The sequence below is a fragment of the Pseudomonas sp. UYIF39 genome (genome assembly GCF_029963765.1).
In the GTDB taxonomy this organism is placed as follows: domain Bacteria; phylum Pseudomonadota; class Gammaproteobacteria; order Pseudomonadales; family Pseudomonadaceae; genus Aquipseudomonas.
Genome location: NZ_JALBYU010000002.1, coordinates 130,100 through 145,912, shown reverse-complemented (window position 1 = coordinate 145,912; position 15,813 = coordinate 130,100). Strand labels below are relative to the sequence as shown.

Here is a 15,813-nt window from a genome sequence, read left to right as displayed (position 1 = left end):
AATGGCTCTTACAACAGACCAATAGCCTGCCTAGGATGCAGGCATTCGCCAAGGAAAATCTCCATGTACACGCCAAGCAGCTTTGCCATAGATGATTTGCATGAACTGCACCAGCAGATACTCGGTACCCGCCTCGCTGTGTTGGTCACACACGGGGAACAAGGCCTGCAAGCCAGCCATTTGCCGCTGCTGTTGAGCTCAGACCAGGGCCCGAATGGCACCCTTTATGGACACTTTGCCAAGGCCAATCCGCAATGGAAGGAACTGCAGAACGGCGCCGAAGCCCTGGTCATTTTTGCCGGTGCCGACGCTTACGTCAGCCCGGGGTTTTACCCGAGCAAAGCCGAGCACGGCAAAGTCGTGCCGACCTGGAACTACGTCGCCGTGCATGCGTACGGCACGGCCGAAGTGTTCACCGACGCCGATCGCCTGCTCACTCTGGTCAGCGCGCTGACTGATCGTCATGAAGCGGGTCGCGCCAGTCCATGGAAAGTCGCCGATGCCCCCGCCGACTACATTGACGGGATGCTCAAGGCCATCGTCGGTTTTGCCTTGCCGATCCAGCGCCTGGAAGGCAAACGCAAGCTCAGCCAGAACCGCAACGCTGCAGACATCGCCGGTGTGCGCGAGGGGCTTGCCGCCAGCCCTGATGTGCACGACCAGGCCCTCGCCCACTTGATGCGTTAAGGAACGAACATGAGTCAGATCGACATCCGCCAGGTCACCGCCGACGACCACGCCGCCTGGTTACCCTTGTGGCAAGCGTACCTGCGTTTCTACAACACCGAACTGCCTGAGGCCGTCACCCAAAGCACCTGGCAGCGCATGCTCGACCCGAGCGAACCGACCCATGCCGCGCTGGCCTGGGCCGATGACAAAGCGGTGGGCATGGTGCACTTCATCTACCATCGTTCGAACTGGAGCATCGAAAACTCCTGCTACCTGCAAGACCTGTTGGTAACGCCTGAAACCCGAGGCACTGGCGTCGGCCGACAGTTGATCGAATTCGTTTACGCGACAGCCAAAGAGGACGGTTGCTGCAAGGTCCACTGGCTGACCCACGAAACCAATGCCACTGCGATTCAGCTCTATGAGCGCATTGCCGAACGCCCCGGTTTCATCCAGTTTCGCAAAGCCATTTAAGGTTCAAGGAGAGCAGCATGTCGATTTCACTCGCCGACTGGAAAGGCGTTCCGGCACCGTCGGTTCAAACCATCGAAGGGCGTTTCATCCGCCTGGAAAAACTCGACCCGGCGCGTCACGCCGACGGTTTGTGGGAGGCTCTGCAAGGACCGGGTGCCGACCCGAAACTCTGGGACTATTTGCCTTACGGTCCTTTCCCGGAGCGCAGCGCGTTCAACGATTGGCTGAACAATCATGCGGCCAATAGCGACCCGTACTTCTTCAGCGTGATCGACCGTGCCAGCGGCGATGTGCAGGGCATCCTCAGTTTGATGTCGATTGTTCCTTCTCAAGGTCGGATCGAGATCGGCCATGTCACGTTTGGCGCGCCGATGCAGCGCTCGCCGAAAAGCACCGAGGCGGTTTATCTGCTCGCCAAAGAGTCGTTTGCCTTGGGTTACCGACGCCTGGAGTGGAAGTGCAACAACGGCAACGCCCGCTCCAAATACGCGGCCGAGCGTCTGGGGTTCAGTTTTGAAGGGGTTTTTCGCCAGCACATGGTGGTGAAGGGGCAGAACCGGGATACGGCGTGGTATTCGATTCTAGACTCGGAATGGCCGGCAATCGGGGCGGGATTTGAGCGCTGGCTGTCCGATGAGAACCAGACGGAATCTGGGCAGGTGAAAACCCTGGCGGAGTGCCGCGGGTAATCTTCGGCGCCCGAACGGACGCAATCGCGAGCAAGCTCGCTCCCACATGGGTTGCGTTGAACCTGTGGGAGCGAGCTTGCTCGCGATTGGCTTCACGCTAATTTCTGGGCAAGCACCGCGATGTGCTCCGGCCCGATCCCGCAGCAACCGCCCAAATGACTGGCGCCGCGCTCTTTCCAATCAGCCGCCCACTGCAAATAACCCGGCGGATCAAGGTCTTCACGCAACGGGTCCAGACCGTCGTTGGCGGTGGCCTCTTTCGGTTGCGGCGGGAAGGCATTGGCGTAAGCGCCGATGTGAATCTTCACCCCCAAACGCTCGAAGGTCTCCCGCGCGGCATCAATCGCAGCACCGATCACTTCCGGCTGGCTGCAGTTGAACAGCAACGTCTCGACGCCCAGCTCAGCCGCCACGGCGGCGGCTTCAGCCACCGGCTCACCCGAACGCAAGCGCGGCACCTCGTCCGTGTCCTCATCCTTCAGGGTAAACGACAGCCAGAACGGCTTGCCGTCCGTTGGCAGACCGGCGTGGATCGCTCGCGCTTCAACGATTGAGCTCTGGGTTTCCGCCAGCCACAGATCGACATGAGGCGCGAGCCCCTTCACCAGCGGCGCCAACAATTCAGTCGCCCGAACAGCATCGAAAAGGTCCGGACGATAGGACCCAAAAAGCGGCGGCAATGAGCCGGCCACACGCACCGCTTTGCCCGAAGCCTCTACAGCGCGCCGAGCCAGCTCACCGGCCAACGCCGCGAGCGCCTGCCCTTCGGCTGCAAAACGCTCTTCGCCAATGTGAAACGGCACCACCGCGTAACTGTTGCTGGTAATCACATTCGCACCGCTTTCGATATAAGCCGAGTGCACCGCCTCTACCGCTTGTGGCGCTTCGCTCAAGGCCAGCGCCGACCACTCGGGCTGCCTGAACGGCGCGCCTCGCCGCTGCAACTCACGACCCATGCCGCCATCCAGAATTACTGTGCTTGCTGCGCCCATATGCTTTTCACTCATAAGCTTATGAAAATAACTCACTATCAGAGTCGCTCTTATAACTATTTAATACGCACCATCCGGTTAATAACAACCACTTTTTTATCAGGGATCGACTGTGAAATTCCAACCACTACTGGCCCTGGGCCTGACGATTCTGGCTGCCTCCAGCCAAGCCTTTGGCGGCGCGACGCTGGATCGTGTCGAGCAAAAAAAAGAACTGGTGGGCGTGTTGATGGAAAGCTATCCACCCTTCTCGTTCCTCAATGATCAGAACCAGCTCGATGGATTCGACGTCGACGTGGCCAAGGCCGTGGCAGACAAACTGGGCGTCAAACTGCGCCTCGAAATCCCGTCCTGGGACGTGATCGCGGCCGGCCGCTGGAGTGGGCGCTACGACATCTGCATCTGCTCCATGACCCCGAGCAAGGCCCGCGCCGAGGTCTTCGACTTCCCGGTCGAGTACTACGCCTCGCCAGCCGTGATCGTGGTCAACGCCAAGGACGACAGCATCCACAGCGCCAAGGACCTGAGCGGCAAAAAAGTCGGCCTCACCAGTGCCTCCAGCTACGAAAGCTACCTGAACAAGAACCTGGTGATCGAAGGCGCCGAAGACACTCAATTGCAGTACCCGTTCGAGGACGTGCAGATCGCGCCGTATGACACCGACAATGTGGCCTTCCAGGACCTCGGCCTGGGCGCTGGCGTTCGACTGGATGCGATCCTCACCAACCTTGTCACCGCCCAGCCGCGCCTGACCGAAGACAAGCGCTTCAAGCTCGCCGGCGAGCCGCTGTACTCAGAGCCGAACTCGGTGGCCATTGAAAAGGGCGACGCTCAGTGGGACGCCAAAGTGCGTGACGTTTTCGCTCAGCTGAAACAGGACGGTACGTTGAGCAAGCTCTCGCAAAAATGGATCGGTGCCGACATCAGTAAATGACTTCTTTCCCAAAACCTCCCCAGCCGCCGCAACCGGTGGCTGAGTCGCTGCTACAACGGATCTTCGGTTTCCGCACGCGGCTGTACCTGACCTGGGCAGCGATGCTCGGATTGTTCGCCAGCTTCTTCCTGAGCTTCGACCTGAAGTTCTCGATCATCCTCGACAAACTGCCGAACCTGATCGGCCTGCACCTGGCGCCCAACGGCTTCCTGCAGGGCGCGGCGCTGACGCTGTTTCTGTGCCTGTGCTCGATCGTGACCTCCTCGCTTCTGGGCTTCATCACCGCCCTGGCACGGCTGTCGAAAAGCGCCGTGGCCTTCGGGATTGCGAGCTTCTATGCCTCGTTCTTTCGTGGCACACCGCTACTGATCCAGATCCTGCTGATCTACCTCGGCCTGCCACAACTCGGCATCGTGCCCGGTGCCATCGCCGCCGGCATCATTGCCCTGTCGCTAAATTACGGCGCGTACCTCAGCGAAATCTTCCGCGCCGGCATCCTCGGCGTCCCCCACGGCCAACGCGAGGCATCCCTGGCCTTGGGCATGCGCGAAACCGTGATTTTCTGGCGCGTCACCCTGCCCCAGGCCATGCGCACCATCATCCCGCCGACCACCAACCAATTCATCTCGATGCTCAAAGACTCGTCGCTGATCTCGGTGATGGGGGTTTGGGAGGTGATGTTTTTGGCGCAATCGTATGGGCGTTCGAGCTATCGCTACATCGAAATGCTGACGACAGCGGCGGTGATTTATTGGGTGATGTCGATTGGGTTGGAGCTGATTCAGGCGCGGATGGAGCGGCATTATGGGAAGGCGTATTTGAGCCGTAGTTAGTGAAAGGCAGATGAGTTTTCGAGTTGCGATAGCCGACCATGTCTCGATTTGTTGTAAGAAAAAGCGTCAGCCAGATCGGGTAAAAACAGCCTTCCTCAGGAGGCGGGCAATTTTCTACACAACCTTCTGACAACCCCCGCAAGCCTGCGGGAAGCAGCTGACATCGGTACCTATAGCCTGCCTCTTAGAGTTTGGCCTCCTTTCAAAAGAGGCCGTACTCGATGCCTGTTCAACACAAACACCGACCAAAACACCTGGCACTGGCCATTGCGCTTGCAGTGGGTTGCGCTGAATTTTCGATGGCTCAGCAGATCTCCGCGGATACCACCGCACCACCGGATGAGTCGCCAGAGCAGCTCATGGCGGCGCTGGACGCATTTATAAATGATCCCGCCACCAACAAAACCACCATCAGCAAAGCAGCGGATGGTGTTGATCGGACATTCGGCGATGGAGATGATCTGGTCATTGTGTCCAGCCGAGGAGTCCTTTCCGGATTGATCGACGGTGGTGACGGTGTCAACTTCCTGCAACTCGATACTGCGAGCGGTGGCACGTTAGGCGAGAGTCGTCGTTTTGAAGGCCTGGAGCTCAAACGAAGCACTTGGACCATGAATGGTTCCGGTGATTTCAATACCGGTGTCTTGATACGTTCAAAAGCAACGCTAATCAATAATGGGCATATCCAAGGTGGGGCGCTGACCCAAGGAACGCTTGTCAACAACGGGAAGATTGGCGGCGGAGCGACCGTGCAATCAGGAGGCACCCTGCACAACCCGGGAACTATCGAAGGCGACGTCGTTATCCATGAAAAAGGCGCTTTTGCGGGCAACGGTTTAACCGGTTCCCTGAAGGTAAACGGAAAGCTTACTGTAGACAGTTTGCACGGAGCACCGAAAGTTAACGGTAACTTGGATCTCTCAAAAACTGCCGAGCTAACCTACGAGGTCAATGCCGACCGCAAAAGTGAAACGATAATAGTCGATGGCACCGCCAGCCTTGGCGGCGCCACACTGAACATCGTTGCAGCACCGGGTGACTACCCGCTAATCAGCGAAAACAACATCCTTGTTGCCAATAAAGTCGAAGGGGAATTTGGGAAAGTTCTCAACAACCTTGCCTTTTTAACGCCCAAGCTCGACTACCAGGAAAAGAAAGTCGGTCTGATCCTCGTGCGTAACGATGTGCCGTTGGATGCTGTCGCAATCACGGATAACGGGAGGGAAGCCGCCCAAAGCATTGAAGAGCCAACGGACATACCTCAAGCACCCTCCGTCGCGGAAGCCCCGAATCCACCGGCAAGTACCGACACATCCGTCCCGGTCTCCACACCGACAACTACCGCTGAAAAACATTCGCCAGCCGCAACGCCACCCCCAGCGGCCAATCCTGTCGCAACAGTGCCAAAGGCATCCAGCCCCACAAACGCTGCTGTCGCAGCCATGCTCAGCGCTGACAAACAAACGGCATCTGTTGCCATCGAACAGCTGGCTGGCGGCAACAACGCCAACCTTGCAAAAGCGACCCTGAACAGTGACAGCCCAATCAGCGGGACCATGCTCTCGGCCATGCGTCAGCTGGACAGCGCCAGTAGCTACAGCAATTCCACCAGGCGCAATGCACCACGCCTGGCCGCCGGCAACGAAGACAATGGCCGGGTCTGGCTTCAAGCATTGGGTCACGGCGGGACGCTGGATCGCGACTACGACGCTCTGAAACACACAACCCAAGGCCTGGTACTGGGAGCGGATTGGGGCATCGATGAGGAATGGCGCATCGGGTTGATGAGTGGCAAATCCGAAACGCGCCTGGACAGCCGAGGACTCGACGGCGATCTCGACAGCTGGCATTTGGGAGCTTATGCCCTACGTCAAAACGGACCAATGTCCCTGCGCCTGGGCGCGACCTATAGCAGCCACGACGGCAGCACTAAACGCCGCGTTGCCTTCAAAGGTTTCAGCGACCGCCCCGAAGGCCGTTACGATGCCAACACCCAGCAGGCCTTTGCGGAATTGGGTTACAACCTGGGCCGGGCCAACGTCAGCATCGAACCGTTTGCCAGCCTGGGCTACCAACGCTATAAGCGCGACACTTACACGGAAAAAGGTGGCGCAGCGGCGCTGAAAGTACACGGTCAAACGCAGAACAATTTGAACAGCACATTCGGCCTGCGGCTGGCGAAGCTCAACACGCTGGATAACGGCATGCAACTGACGCCGCGGTTCAGTGCCGGCTGGAAACACACTTACGGGGACGTCTACAGCGATACCCGTCAACGATTGGTGACGGGCGGAAAAAACTTCACCGTTTCCGGCGCGCCACTGGACCGTGACAGTCTGCTGGTCGATGCAGGGCTGGACCTTGGATTGTCAGCAAAACACACCCTGGGCGTCGGTCTCACTGGCGAGATTGGCACCGACAGCCGAAACCACGGCGTCACGGGTCAGTGGCGAATGAGTTTCTAACAGCCAAAAACCCGGGGCAAAAAAAAAGGGGAGCACATGCCCCCCCGAGGTTTAAAGCGGTATATCGAGGCTGTTAACTCAGCCTTCGATCTCGATCAGGATTTCGCCCGGGTTCACCCGGTCGCCCTTGGCCACGTGGATGGCGGTGACTTTGCCGGCGATGGCCGATTGGACTTCGGTTTCCATCTTCATCGCTTCGGTGATCAGCACGGCCTGGCCGGCTTTCACGGTATCGCCTTCCTTGACCAGCACGTCGACGATGTTGCCCGGCATGGTGGTGCTGACGTGGCCCGGTGCAGTGGCTTGCTTGCGCTTGCTGCTGCCACCGCTGACGAATTCGTTGAGCGGTTCGAACACCACTTCTTCCGGCATGCCGTCGATGGTCAGGTAGAAGTGACGCTTGCCTTCAGCCTTGACGCCGACACCGGTGATGTCGACGCGGTAGGTTTCGCCGTGGACGTCGATGACGAACTCGGTCGGCACGCCTTCGCCGCCGGCCGAGGCCACGCTGCCGGCTTCAGGAATCGGCAACAGCACTTCCGGGGTCAGGGTGCCGGCCGCGCGTTCTTCGAGGAACTTGCGCCCGATGTCCGGGAACATGGCATAGGTCAGCACGTCTTCTTCAGACTTGGCCACTGTGCCGATTTCGGCACGCAGTTTGGTCATTTCCGGCTTGAGCAGGTCGGCCGGACGCACGTCGATCACTTCTTCGTTGCCGATGGCCTGGCGACGCAGTTTTTCGTTCACGGTGCCCGGCGCTTTGCCATAGCCGCCCTGCAGGTAGAGCTTCACTTCGTTGGTGATGGTCTTGTAGCGCTCACCGGCCAGCACGTTGAAGAACGCCTGGGTGCCGACGATCTGCGAGGTCGGGGTCACCAGTGGCGGGAAGCCGAGGTCTTCACGAACGCGGGGGATTTCGGCCAGCACTTCGCCCATGCGGTTCAGGGCGCCCTGCTCTTTCAACTGGTTGGCCAGGTTGGAAATCATCCCGCCCGGTACCTGGTTGACTTGAACGCGGGTGTCGACGGCGGTGAATTCGCTTTCGAACTGGTGGTATTTCTTGCGCACGGCGTAGAAGTACAAACCGATCTCTTGCAGCAGCTCCAAGTTCAGGCCGGTGTCAAACTCGCTGCCTTTAAGGGCGGCAACCATCGACTCGGTGCCCGGGTGGCTGGTGCCCGATGCGAAGCTCGAGATCGCGGTGTCGATGTGATCGGCGCCGTTTTCGATGGCCTTGAGTTGGCACATGGTGGCCATGCCAGCGGTGTCGTGCGAGTGAATGAACACTGGCAGCGATTGCTCGGATTTCAATGCCTTGACCAGTTCGCCAGTGGCGTACGGAGTCAGCAGGCCAGCCATGTCCTTGATCGCCACCGAGTCGCAACCCATGGCTTCCATCTGCTTGGCTTGCGCCACGAACGCCTCGATGGTGTGCACCGGGCTGGTGGTGTAAGCGATGGTGCCTTGAGCGTGTTTGCCGGCGGCTTTCACCGCTTCGATGGCGACGCGCAGGTTACGCACGTCGTTCATGGCGTCGAAGATGCGGAACACATCGATGCCGTTGACCGCGGCCTTGGCGACAAAGGCTTTGACCACGTCGTCGCTGTAGTGGCGGTAGCCCAGCAGGTTCTGGCCACGCAGGAGCATTTGCAGGCGAGTGTTAGGCAACGCCGCGCGCAGTTGGCGCAGACGCTCCCACGGGTCTTCTTTGAGAAAACGTACGCAGGCGTCGAAAGTCGCGCCGCCCCAGACTTCCAGCGACCAGTAGCCGACTTTGTCGAGCTTGTCGCAGATCGGCAGCATGTCTTCGGTGCGCATGCGGGTCGCGAGCAGCGATTGGTGGGCGTCGCGCAGGATTGTGTCGGTAACGTAGATTTGTTTGCTCATTGTTCTATTCCTCACAGGCCTGCGTGGGCGGCGATGGCGGCGGCGATGGCCAGGGCCAGCTCTTCGGGTTTGCGCTTGATCGAGTAGTTGGTCAGTTCTGGGTGGCTTTCAACGAAGCTGGTGTTGAACTGGCCGCTACGGAATTCCGGGTTACGCAGGATTTCCTGGTAGTACGCGGCGGTGGTCTTGACCCCTTGCAGACGCATGTCGTCCAGGGCGCGCAAGCCACGGTCCATCGCCTCTTCCCAGGTCAACGCCCAGACCACCAGTTTCAGGCACATGGAGTCGTAGAACGGCGGAATGGTGTAGCCGGTGTAGATCGCCGTGTCGGTACGCACGCCGGGGCCGCCGGGGGCATAGTAACGGGTGATCTTGCCGAAGCTCGGCAGGAAGTTGTTTTTCGGGTCTTCGGCGTTGATCCGGAATTGCAGCGCGAAACCGCGGTGCTGGATGTCTTCCTGTTTCACCGAAAGCGGCAGACCGGAAGCAATGCGGATCTGCTCGCGAACGATGTCGATGCCGGTGATTTCTTCGGTGATGGTGTGTTCCACCTGCACCCGGGTGTTCATCTCCATGAAGTACACCTCGCCCTCGGCGAGCAGGAACTCCACGGTGCCGGCGTTCTCATAACCCACGGCCTTGGCTGCGCGCACCGACAGATCGCCGATGTAGGCGCGCTGTTCAGGGGTCAGTTGCGGGCTCGGGGCGATCTCGATGAGCTTCTGGTTACGGCGCTGGATCGAGCAGTCACGCTCGAACAGGTGCACCACATTGCCAAAACTGTCGCCGAGGATCTGCGCTTCGATGTGTTTCGGATTGACGATGCATTTTTCGAGGAACACTTCCGCCGAACCGAAGGCCTTGGTGGCTTCGGAAATGACACGAGGGAATGCTTGTTCAAGTTCTTCCCGGCTGTCGCAGCGACGGATACCACGGCCGCCGCCACCGGAAGTCGCCTTGAGCATCACCGGATAACCGATGCGGTCGCCTTCGATCAAGGCTTCCGCAATGTCCGCGACGTTGCCTTCGGTCCCCGGGGTGACGGGTACGCCAGCCTTGATCATGCTGCGACGGGCTTCGGTCTTGTCGCCCATGCGGCGAATCACTTCAGCCGATGGACCGATGAACTTGATGCCGCGCTCGGCGCAGATATCTGCCAGTTCAGCGTTTTCCGAGAGGAAACCGTAGCCGGGGTGCAGCGCATCGCAACCGGTTTCTACCGCCAGATTCACCAGCTTGCGCGCATTCAGGTAGCCGGCCAGTGGCTCGGCACCGATGCTGTGGGCCTCGTCCGCGCGCTTCACATGCAACGCATGGCGGTCGGCGTCGGAATAGATCGCGACCGAGCGAATGCCCATCTCGGCGCAGGCACGTACGATTCGTACGGCAATCTCACCACGGTTGGCGATCAGGATCTTTTTTATCACTTGGAGGTTCCCTTGAGCCGGTGGTACCCACGACCTGCTAGACCAGGTCGACGCGTGACCAAATGTTTCGATTCAGTCGCGGCTCCACACTAGCCCCCACAAGGGATTAACAAAAATGATTAATTATTGGGTCAGCCATAAGTAAAGACTTATAGTTGCCTCATCAGCCTGCGGTGAGAGCACCTATAAAATGCGTAAGTCCTTGATGCGTATGACATTACGTCAATTACAGATCTTCAATGAGGTCTGTGATTTGCGGTCCTACAGCCGCGCAGCTGACGAAATGTCTCTCACACAACCTGCCGTGAGCCTACAAATCCGTCAACTTGAGGAGCTGATTGGTCAGCCTTTGTTCGATTACGTCGGCAAAAAGCTCTACATGACCGAGGCAGCCGAGGCCCTTCAACGCGCCAGCCGGGACATTTTCGGGCGCCTGGAAAACCTCGACATGCAGCTTTCAGACATGCAGGGATCGCTGCAAGGCCAGCTGAAACTGGCGGTGGAATCCAGCGCCAAGTATTTCGTGCCGCATCTGTTTGCCGCGTTCAAGCGCCAGCATCCGGAAGTGAATCTGCAACTGACGGTGGTCAATCGCGGGCAGGTAATTCGACGACTGTCGGACAACCGCGACGATTTGGTGATCATGTCCATGGTGCCGCAGGACATGGGGCTGGAGTTCTTGCCGTTCCTCAACAACCCGATCGTTGCCGTGGCGCCACCGAATCATCCGCTGTGCCACATGGGCCCGCTGCGTTTGCAGGATCTTGAACCCTACACACTGCTGATGCGCGAACTCGGCTCCGGGACTCGGCTGGCATGCGAAGAATATTTCAAAGAGAAGCGCGTGCACTTCAACCAGACCCAGGAAGTCTCGTCAGCCGAAGCCCAGCGTGAATGTGTGCTGGCGGGGCTGGGCGTGGCGCTGTTGACGCGTCACGCCCTGAACCTTGAGTTGGCGACCGGCGGATTGATCGAGTTGCCCGTCGAAGAGCTGCCGCTATACCGCAGCTGGTGCCTGGTGCAAGCCAAGGCAAAACGGCTGTCACCGGTGGCGCACGCGTTCCTTGCGTTTATTCGCAGCGAGCGGGTGCAGATCAGCGCGCTGGTTGAGCGTTTCGACGGGAAGTTGCCGGTGCCGCCTGCCAGTAGTTGAGCTCCAGCTCAGGGAAATCACCGATCTCGGCCAGCAGTTGGCGACGTTCGCAGCGATCTTCGATAGCGCGGCGAAATTCCATGCGGCGCTGGTCTTCCTGCTGACGACGGGTTCTGGCGGCGCTGTTGCGTTCTTCGTAGGGCTGGGCCATTTCGAGTCTCCCAAGGCGATTACGGGAGTTTCAAGATAGGCGCGAGGGATGACGGTTTGGCGGCGGGCGGGTTACAGGGATATGAATTTTCGGCGCTTTCCAGGACGCCATCGTCGGAACGCCGCCCGGACCAAGCTCGCCCACAGGAGAACGCGGTCAAATGTGGGAGCGAGCTTGCTCGCGATAAGGTCGGTACGACCTTCCAGCAGAATCAATCGTCCAGCGCTTTTACCGATTTAGGCGACAGCCGCAAGCTGCGCAGGCTGCGCTTGACGCTCTTGAGGTGATTGACCAGGCTCGGCCCGCGCGCCATGGCCACGCCCATCGCCAACACGTCGATCACCACCAGATGGGCAATGCGCGAGGTCAGCGGTGTATAGATCTCCGTGTCTTCGTGCACATCAATCGCCAGGTTGACGGTCGACAGTTCGGCCAGCGGTGTCTGGCTCGGGCACAAGGTAATCAGCGAAGCGCCACTCTCGCGCACCAGGTTGGCAGTGATCAACAAATCTTTGGAACGCCCGGACTGGGAAATACAGATCGCCACGTCGGTCGGTTTCAACGTGACCGCCGACATCGCCTGCATGTGCGGGTCGGAATACGCCGCCGCCGTCAGCAACAAACGGAAGAACTTGTGCTGGGCATCGGCCGCCACTGCACCCGACGCGCCAAAGCCATAGAACTCGACTCGCTGGGCCTGCGACATGAGCGACACAGCACGCTGCAACTCCACTGGATCAAGCTTCTCGCGAACCTCCATCAGCGTGTGCAGGGTGGTGTCGAAGATTTTCAGGCTGTAGTCAGCGACCGAGTCGTCTTCATGAATCGCGAACTGCCCGAAGCTCGCGCCGGCAGCCAGGCTCTGTGCCAGTTTCAGCTTCAGGTCCTGGAAGCCGGAGCAACCGATGGCGCGACAGAACCGCACGATGGTCGGTTCGCTAATGCCCACGTTGTGGGCCAGGTCGGCCATGGAGCTGTGCATCACCGCCGCAGGATCAAGCAGCACGTGGTCGGCGACCTTGAGCTCCGACTTGCGTAAGAGGTGGCGTGACTGGGCGATGTGTTGCAGCAGATTCAAAGGGCTGGACTCTTTGTTATTGGCAGGTGCCGGGGATGTAGCACGCTTGTAGTTATACTACATGAATCGGCTTTTTGCCTGCTCAATGCGTAACTCGATGTCCCCATTTCACGCCACATGCGCTCCATGTAGCCCCTATAAGGGTTTCGCGTCCGCACGCAACAGTGCTGCCAGGCCTTCGGCCTCGACCGGGCGGCTAATCAAATAGCCCTGTACTTCATCGCAGTGCTCGGCTATCAAAAACTCCAACTGCTCTGTCCGCTCCACACCCTCGGCCACCACTTTGAGCGACAAGCCGTGCGCCATGGCAATGATTGCCCGGGTGATCGACGCATCCTCGCTACCCTCCCCCAGACCGCGGATAAACGCCTGATCGATCTTCACGTAATCCACCGGGATGCGCTTGAGGTAGCTCAGGGACGAGTACCCGGTGCCAAAGTCATCAATCGCCAACTTAACCCCCAAATCACGCAATTGCTGGAAGGTCGCGATGATGTGTTCAACGCTGTCCAGCAACTGACTTTCGGTGAGTTCCAGCTCGAGGTAATGCGGCGCCAGACCGGTTTCCTCCAGCACCTGACGCACCAGGCTGACCAGTTTGCCCTGACGCAATTGATGCACCGACAGATTGACCGACACCCGAATCGGTTCAAGCCCCTGACGCTGCCACTCACAGGCTTGCCAGCAGGCCTGACGCAATACGAACTCGCCGATCGGGCCGATCAACCCGGTTTCCTCGGCCAGGCCGATGAAGTCCCCCGGCGGCACACGGCCCATGGTCGGGTGATCCCAGCGCACCAGCGCCTCGGCGGCATTCAGGCGGCCCGTGGCGAGGCACAGCTTCGGTTGGTAAAACACCTTCAGCTGCTTCTCTTCAATAGCCTTACGCAGCTGATTTTCCAGCTGCAAGCGCTCCAGCGTGCTGGCTTGCAGACTGTCGGTGTAGAACTGGAAGTTATTTCCGCCCAAGTGTTTGGCGTGCTGCATGGCCATATTTGACTGATGGACCAGCGCGGAAATTTCTCGCGCGTTGTCCGGCAACATACTGATGCCCATGGACGCGCTAACAACCAGTTCATGGCCCTCGACAGTGATCGGCAAACGCAGCTTGTTCGACAGTCGGGTCGCCACTCGCGCCAGACTCGACAGGTTGCCGTAGGCATTGAACAACACGGCAAACTCATCGCCGGATAAACGAGCGATGGTGTCTGCTTCAGGCAATGCATTGACCAGCCGCCGGGCCATCTTCTGCAAGAGCTGGTCGGCGACTTCATGGCCAAGGCTGTCGTTGAGCAGCTTGAAACGATCCAGATTGATGTGCAGCAACGCCAGACTGCGGTGGCCGCCCTGACGCACCCGCTGATGGGCCTCGCTGAGTCGTTCGCGGAACAGTGAACGGTTAGCCAGACCCGTCAATTCGTCGTAATGAGTCAGGTAACGCATGCGCTCTTCAGATTCGCGCCGAGCCGATAGATCGGCGAAGAAGCCCACGATATGGCTTACATTTCCTCGAGCATCGCGCACAGCGTTCAGTTGCAACCATTGCGGATACAACTCGCCATTCTTGCGGGTTTCTACCAGCTCGCCCTGCCAACTGCCGTGCTGCTCCAGCGCCTGATGAATCGCCCCGTAGTGTCGACGGGCATCGCGGCTACACGGCAACTCGACCACGTTGCGTCCGATCATGTCTTCAAAGTCATAGCCGGTGACTCGGCTGAAGGCCTGATTGACCGCGATCAGCGCGTAATTCGGATCGAAAATCACGATGCCTTCGCTGGCGGCTTCGAACACCGTCGCGGCCAATTGCCGCTGTTCTTCCAGACCTTTGCTGACGCTGATGTCGCGACGGGTGCCGACCATGCGGATCACTCGGCCATTTTCGCCGCGCTCAACGGCTCGACCACGGTCTTCGATCCAGACCCAGTGGCCATCGCCGTGGCGCACGCGGTACTCAATCTGGTAGTCCTCGCTGCGGCCCTTCAAATGCTCGACCAGCGCACGCTTGAGCGACGGCAAGTCATCGGGGTGCAGGCGCGGCTTGAGGTGGCGAAGCATCGCCGTCACAAATTCCGGCTCCAGGCCGAACAGTTCCTGTAGATGGGTGTGATGGACTTCGTCGGTTTGCAGGTTCCAGTCCCACAACCCGAGCTCACTGGCCTTCAACGCCAGCGCCAGACGCGCTTCACTCTTGCTCAGGGCTTGATTGGCGGCGTCCAGCTCCAGGCTGCGCTGAGCAACGCGGCTTTCCAGTTCGATCTGAATTTGCCGCAGTTCGTCTTCGGCACGACGGCGCTGGTCGATTTCCTTGCCCAGCTTTTGATTGAGCTGATCGCTGCTGCTTTGGGCCTGCTGCAAGTGTTCGATCAGTGCCTGATTCTGGAAGCGCCGCAACAGTCCGCTATCGATGAGCCGATTGACCTGCCAGGCGACCACACTCAACGCGCCCAGTAAAATCAGACCGAACCAGCCCCAGCCCTGATCTTGTTCATCGCCACCCCAGAACAGATAGCCGATGGCCGGCAACAGACAGGGCAAGGTAAAGGACAGGAACGCCGGCAGGCTGACCGCGTAGGCAACGCTGGCCGAAAGCGCTGCGGCGCCGATCAGGCCGAACACCCAGGCTTGTTGCATGAAGTTATCGGCGGGTACCAGGGCAATGCCGGCGCCAGCCAGGGTCAGGCCGGTCATGGCCGACCCCAGCAAAAACATGCGGCGCCAAATCGGATGGGCCTGACGATTGGGTATCGCCGAATCGAAGGCCGCGACTTGAATCACCCGCAACGCCACCAGCGACAACAGCCACACCAGCCAGACGCTGACCAGGAAGTAACGCTGCGGACTCCAAAGCAAGCCAGCGCAGACCAGACCGTTGATCAACATGAATAACGTGGGCAGCAACGAGCCCTGATAAAGCAGACGCGTGCGTTCGACCGCCATTTCCATGGCGTACTGTTTGCGGATAACCCGGGGCTCCACAACGGGGCCCGACAGGTCGGTGCTGAGGGTCATAGGCAATGTTCTTGTTCTTATAATGGTGAGCATGCGCCCGAAACGTCGACGG

At 59.2% G+C, this 15,813-nt stretch carries 13 protein-coding genes; 7 read left to right on the top strand and 6 right to left on the bottom strand.

Features of this window, described 5'->3' with window-relative positions:
• Window positions 1-63: 63 nt before the first annotated feature.
• The 3 genes from MO767_RS03625 to MO767_RS03615 are packed head-to-tail and all read left to right on the top strand — an operon-like array spanning window position 64 to window position 1,832.
• Complete coding sequence (locus MO767_RS03625) at window positions 64-687, top strand: FMN-binding negative transcriptional regulator (protein WP_282479442.1); 624 nt, start codon at window positions 64-66, stop codon at window positions 685-687.
• 9 nt (window positions 688-696) lie between these two features.
• Window positions 697-1,143 carry a GNAT family N-acetyltransferase gene (locus MO767_RS03620; RefSeq protein ID WP_282479441.1) on the top strand — a complete coding sequence of 149 codons (447 nt, stop codon included), beginning with the start codon at window positions 697-699 and terminating at the stop codon, window positions 1,141-1,143.
• A 17-nt stretch (window positions 1,144-1,160) separates the two neighbouring features.
• Window positions 1,161-1,832, top strand: a complete 672-nt coding sequence (locus MO767_RS03615; RefSeq protein ID WP_282479440.1) for a GNAT family protein — start codon at window positions 1,161-1,163, stop codon at window positions 1,830-1,832.
• Between the two features lie 92 nt (window positions 1,833-1,924).
• On the opposite strand, the gene MO767_RS03610 is transcribed toward MO767_RS03615, so the two are convergent.
• Window positions 1,925-2,824 (bottom strand): homocysteine S-methyltransferase family protein, encoded by a 900-nt coding sequence (locus MO767_RS03610; RefSeq protein ID WP_282479439.1) that lies wholly within the window; start codon window positions 2,822-2,824, stop codon window positions 1,925-1,927.
• A gap of 112 nt (window positions 2,825-2,936) precedes the next feature.
• Here MO767_RS03610 and MO767_RS03605 point away from each other — a divergent pair, with 112 nt between their 5' ends.
• From MO767_RS03605 to MO767_RS03595, 3 genes are all read left to right on the top strand, one after another.
• The gene (locus MO767_RS03605) at window positions 2,937-3,758 is read left to right on the top strand and encodes an ABC transporter substrate-binding protein (RefSeq protein ID WP_282479438.1); all 822 of its coding nucleotides are present in this window, start codon (window positions 2,937-2,939) and stop codon (window positions 3,756-3,758) included.
• Window positions 3,755-4,591 carry an amino acid ABC transporter permease gene (locus MO767_RS03600; RefSeq protein WP_046044976.1) on the top strand — a complete coding sequence of 279 codons (837 nt, stop codon included), beginning with the start codon at window positions 3,755-3,757 and terminating at the stop codon, window positions 4,589-4,591. The genes MO767_RS03605 and MO767_RS03600 overlap by 4 nt, the downstream gene beginning before the upstream one ends.
• 221 nt (window positions 4,592-4,812) lie before the next feature.
• Window positions 4,813-7,056 (top strand): autotransporter domain-containing protein, encoded by a 2,244-nt coding sequence (locus tag MO767_RS03595; protein ID WP_282479437.1) that lies wholly within the window; start codon window positions 4,813-4,815, stop codon window positions 7,054-7,056.
• A 78-nt stretch (window positions 7,057-7,134) separates the two neighbouring features.
• Here MO767_RS03595 and oadA read toward each other — a convergent pair whose 3' ends face one another.
• Together oadA and MO767_RS03585 are read right to left on the bottom strand one after the other, a co-directional pair.
• Window positions 7,135-8,943 (bottom strand): sodium-extruding oxaloacetate decarboxylase subunit alpha, encoded by a 1,809-nt coding sequence (gene oadA / locus MO767_RS03590; protein ID WP_282479436.1) that lies wholly within the window; start codon window positions 8,941-8,943, stop codon window positions 7,135-7,137.
• Between the two features lie 11 nt (window positions 8,944-8,954).
• The gene (locus MO767_RS03585; RefSeq protein ID WP_008156643.1) at window positions 8,955-10,370 is read right to left on the bottom strand and encodes an acetyl-CoA carboxylase biotin carboxylase subunit; all 1,416 of its coding nucleotides are present in this window, start codon (window positions 10,368-10,370) and stop codon (window positions 8,955-8,957) included.
• Between the two features lie 190 nt (window positions 10,371-10,560).
• On the opposite strand from MO767_RS03585, the gene MO767_RS03580 reads away from it, so the two are divergent.
• Window positions 10,561-11,523 carry a LysR family transcriptional regulator gene (locus MO767_RS03580; RefSeq protein ID WP_282479435.1) on the top strand — a complete coding sequence of 321 codons (963 nt, stop codon included), beginning with the start codon at window positions 10,561-10,563 and terminating at the stop codon, window positions 11,521-11,523.
• Here the strand turns inward: MO767_RS03580 and MO767_RS03575 are convergent.
• The 3 genes from MO767_RS03575 to MO767_RS03565 form a co-directional block, all read right to left on the bottom strand.
• The gene (locus MO767_RS03575) at window positions 11,465-11,674 is read right to left on the bottom strand and encodes a hypothetical protein (RefSeq protein ID WP_046044971.1); all 210 of its coding nucleotides are present in this window, start codon (window positions 11,672-11,674) and stop codon (window positions 11,465-11,467) included. The two genes, MO767_RS03580 and MO767_RS03575, sit on opposite strands and share 59 nt — an antisense overlap.
• Before the next feature lie 211 nt (window positions 11,675-11,885).
• Complete coding sequence (hexR, locus tag MO767_RS03570) at window positions 11,886-12,752, bottom strand: transcriptional regulator HexR (RefSeq protein ID WP_008156648.1); 867 nt, start codon at window positions 12,750-12,752, stop codon at window positions 11,886-11,888.
• Window positions 12,753-12,887: 135 nt separating this feature from the next.
• The gene (locus tag MO767_RS03565) at window positions 12,888-15,761 is read right to left on the bottom strand and encodes an EAL domain-containing protein (protein ID WP_282479434.1); all 2,874 of its coding nucleotides are present in this window, start codon (window positions 15,759-15,761) and stop codon (window positions 12,888-12,890) included.
• Window positions 15,762-15,813 lie beyond the last annotated feature (52 nt).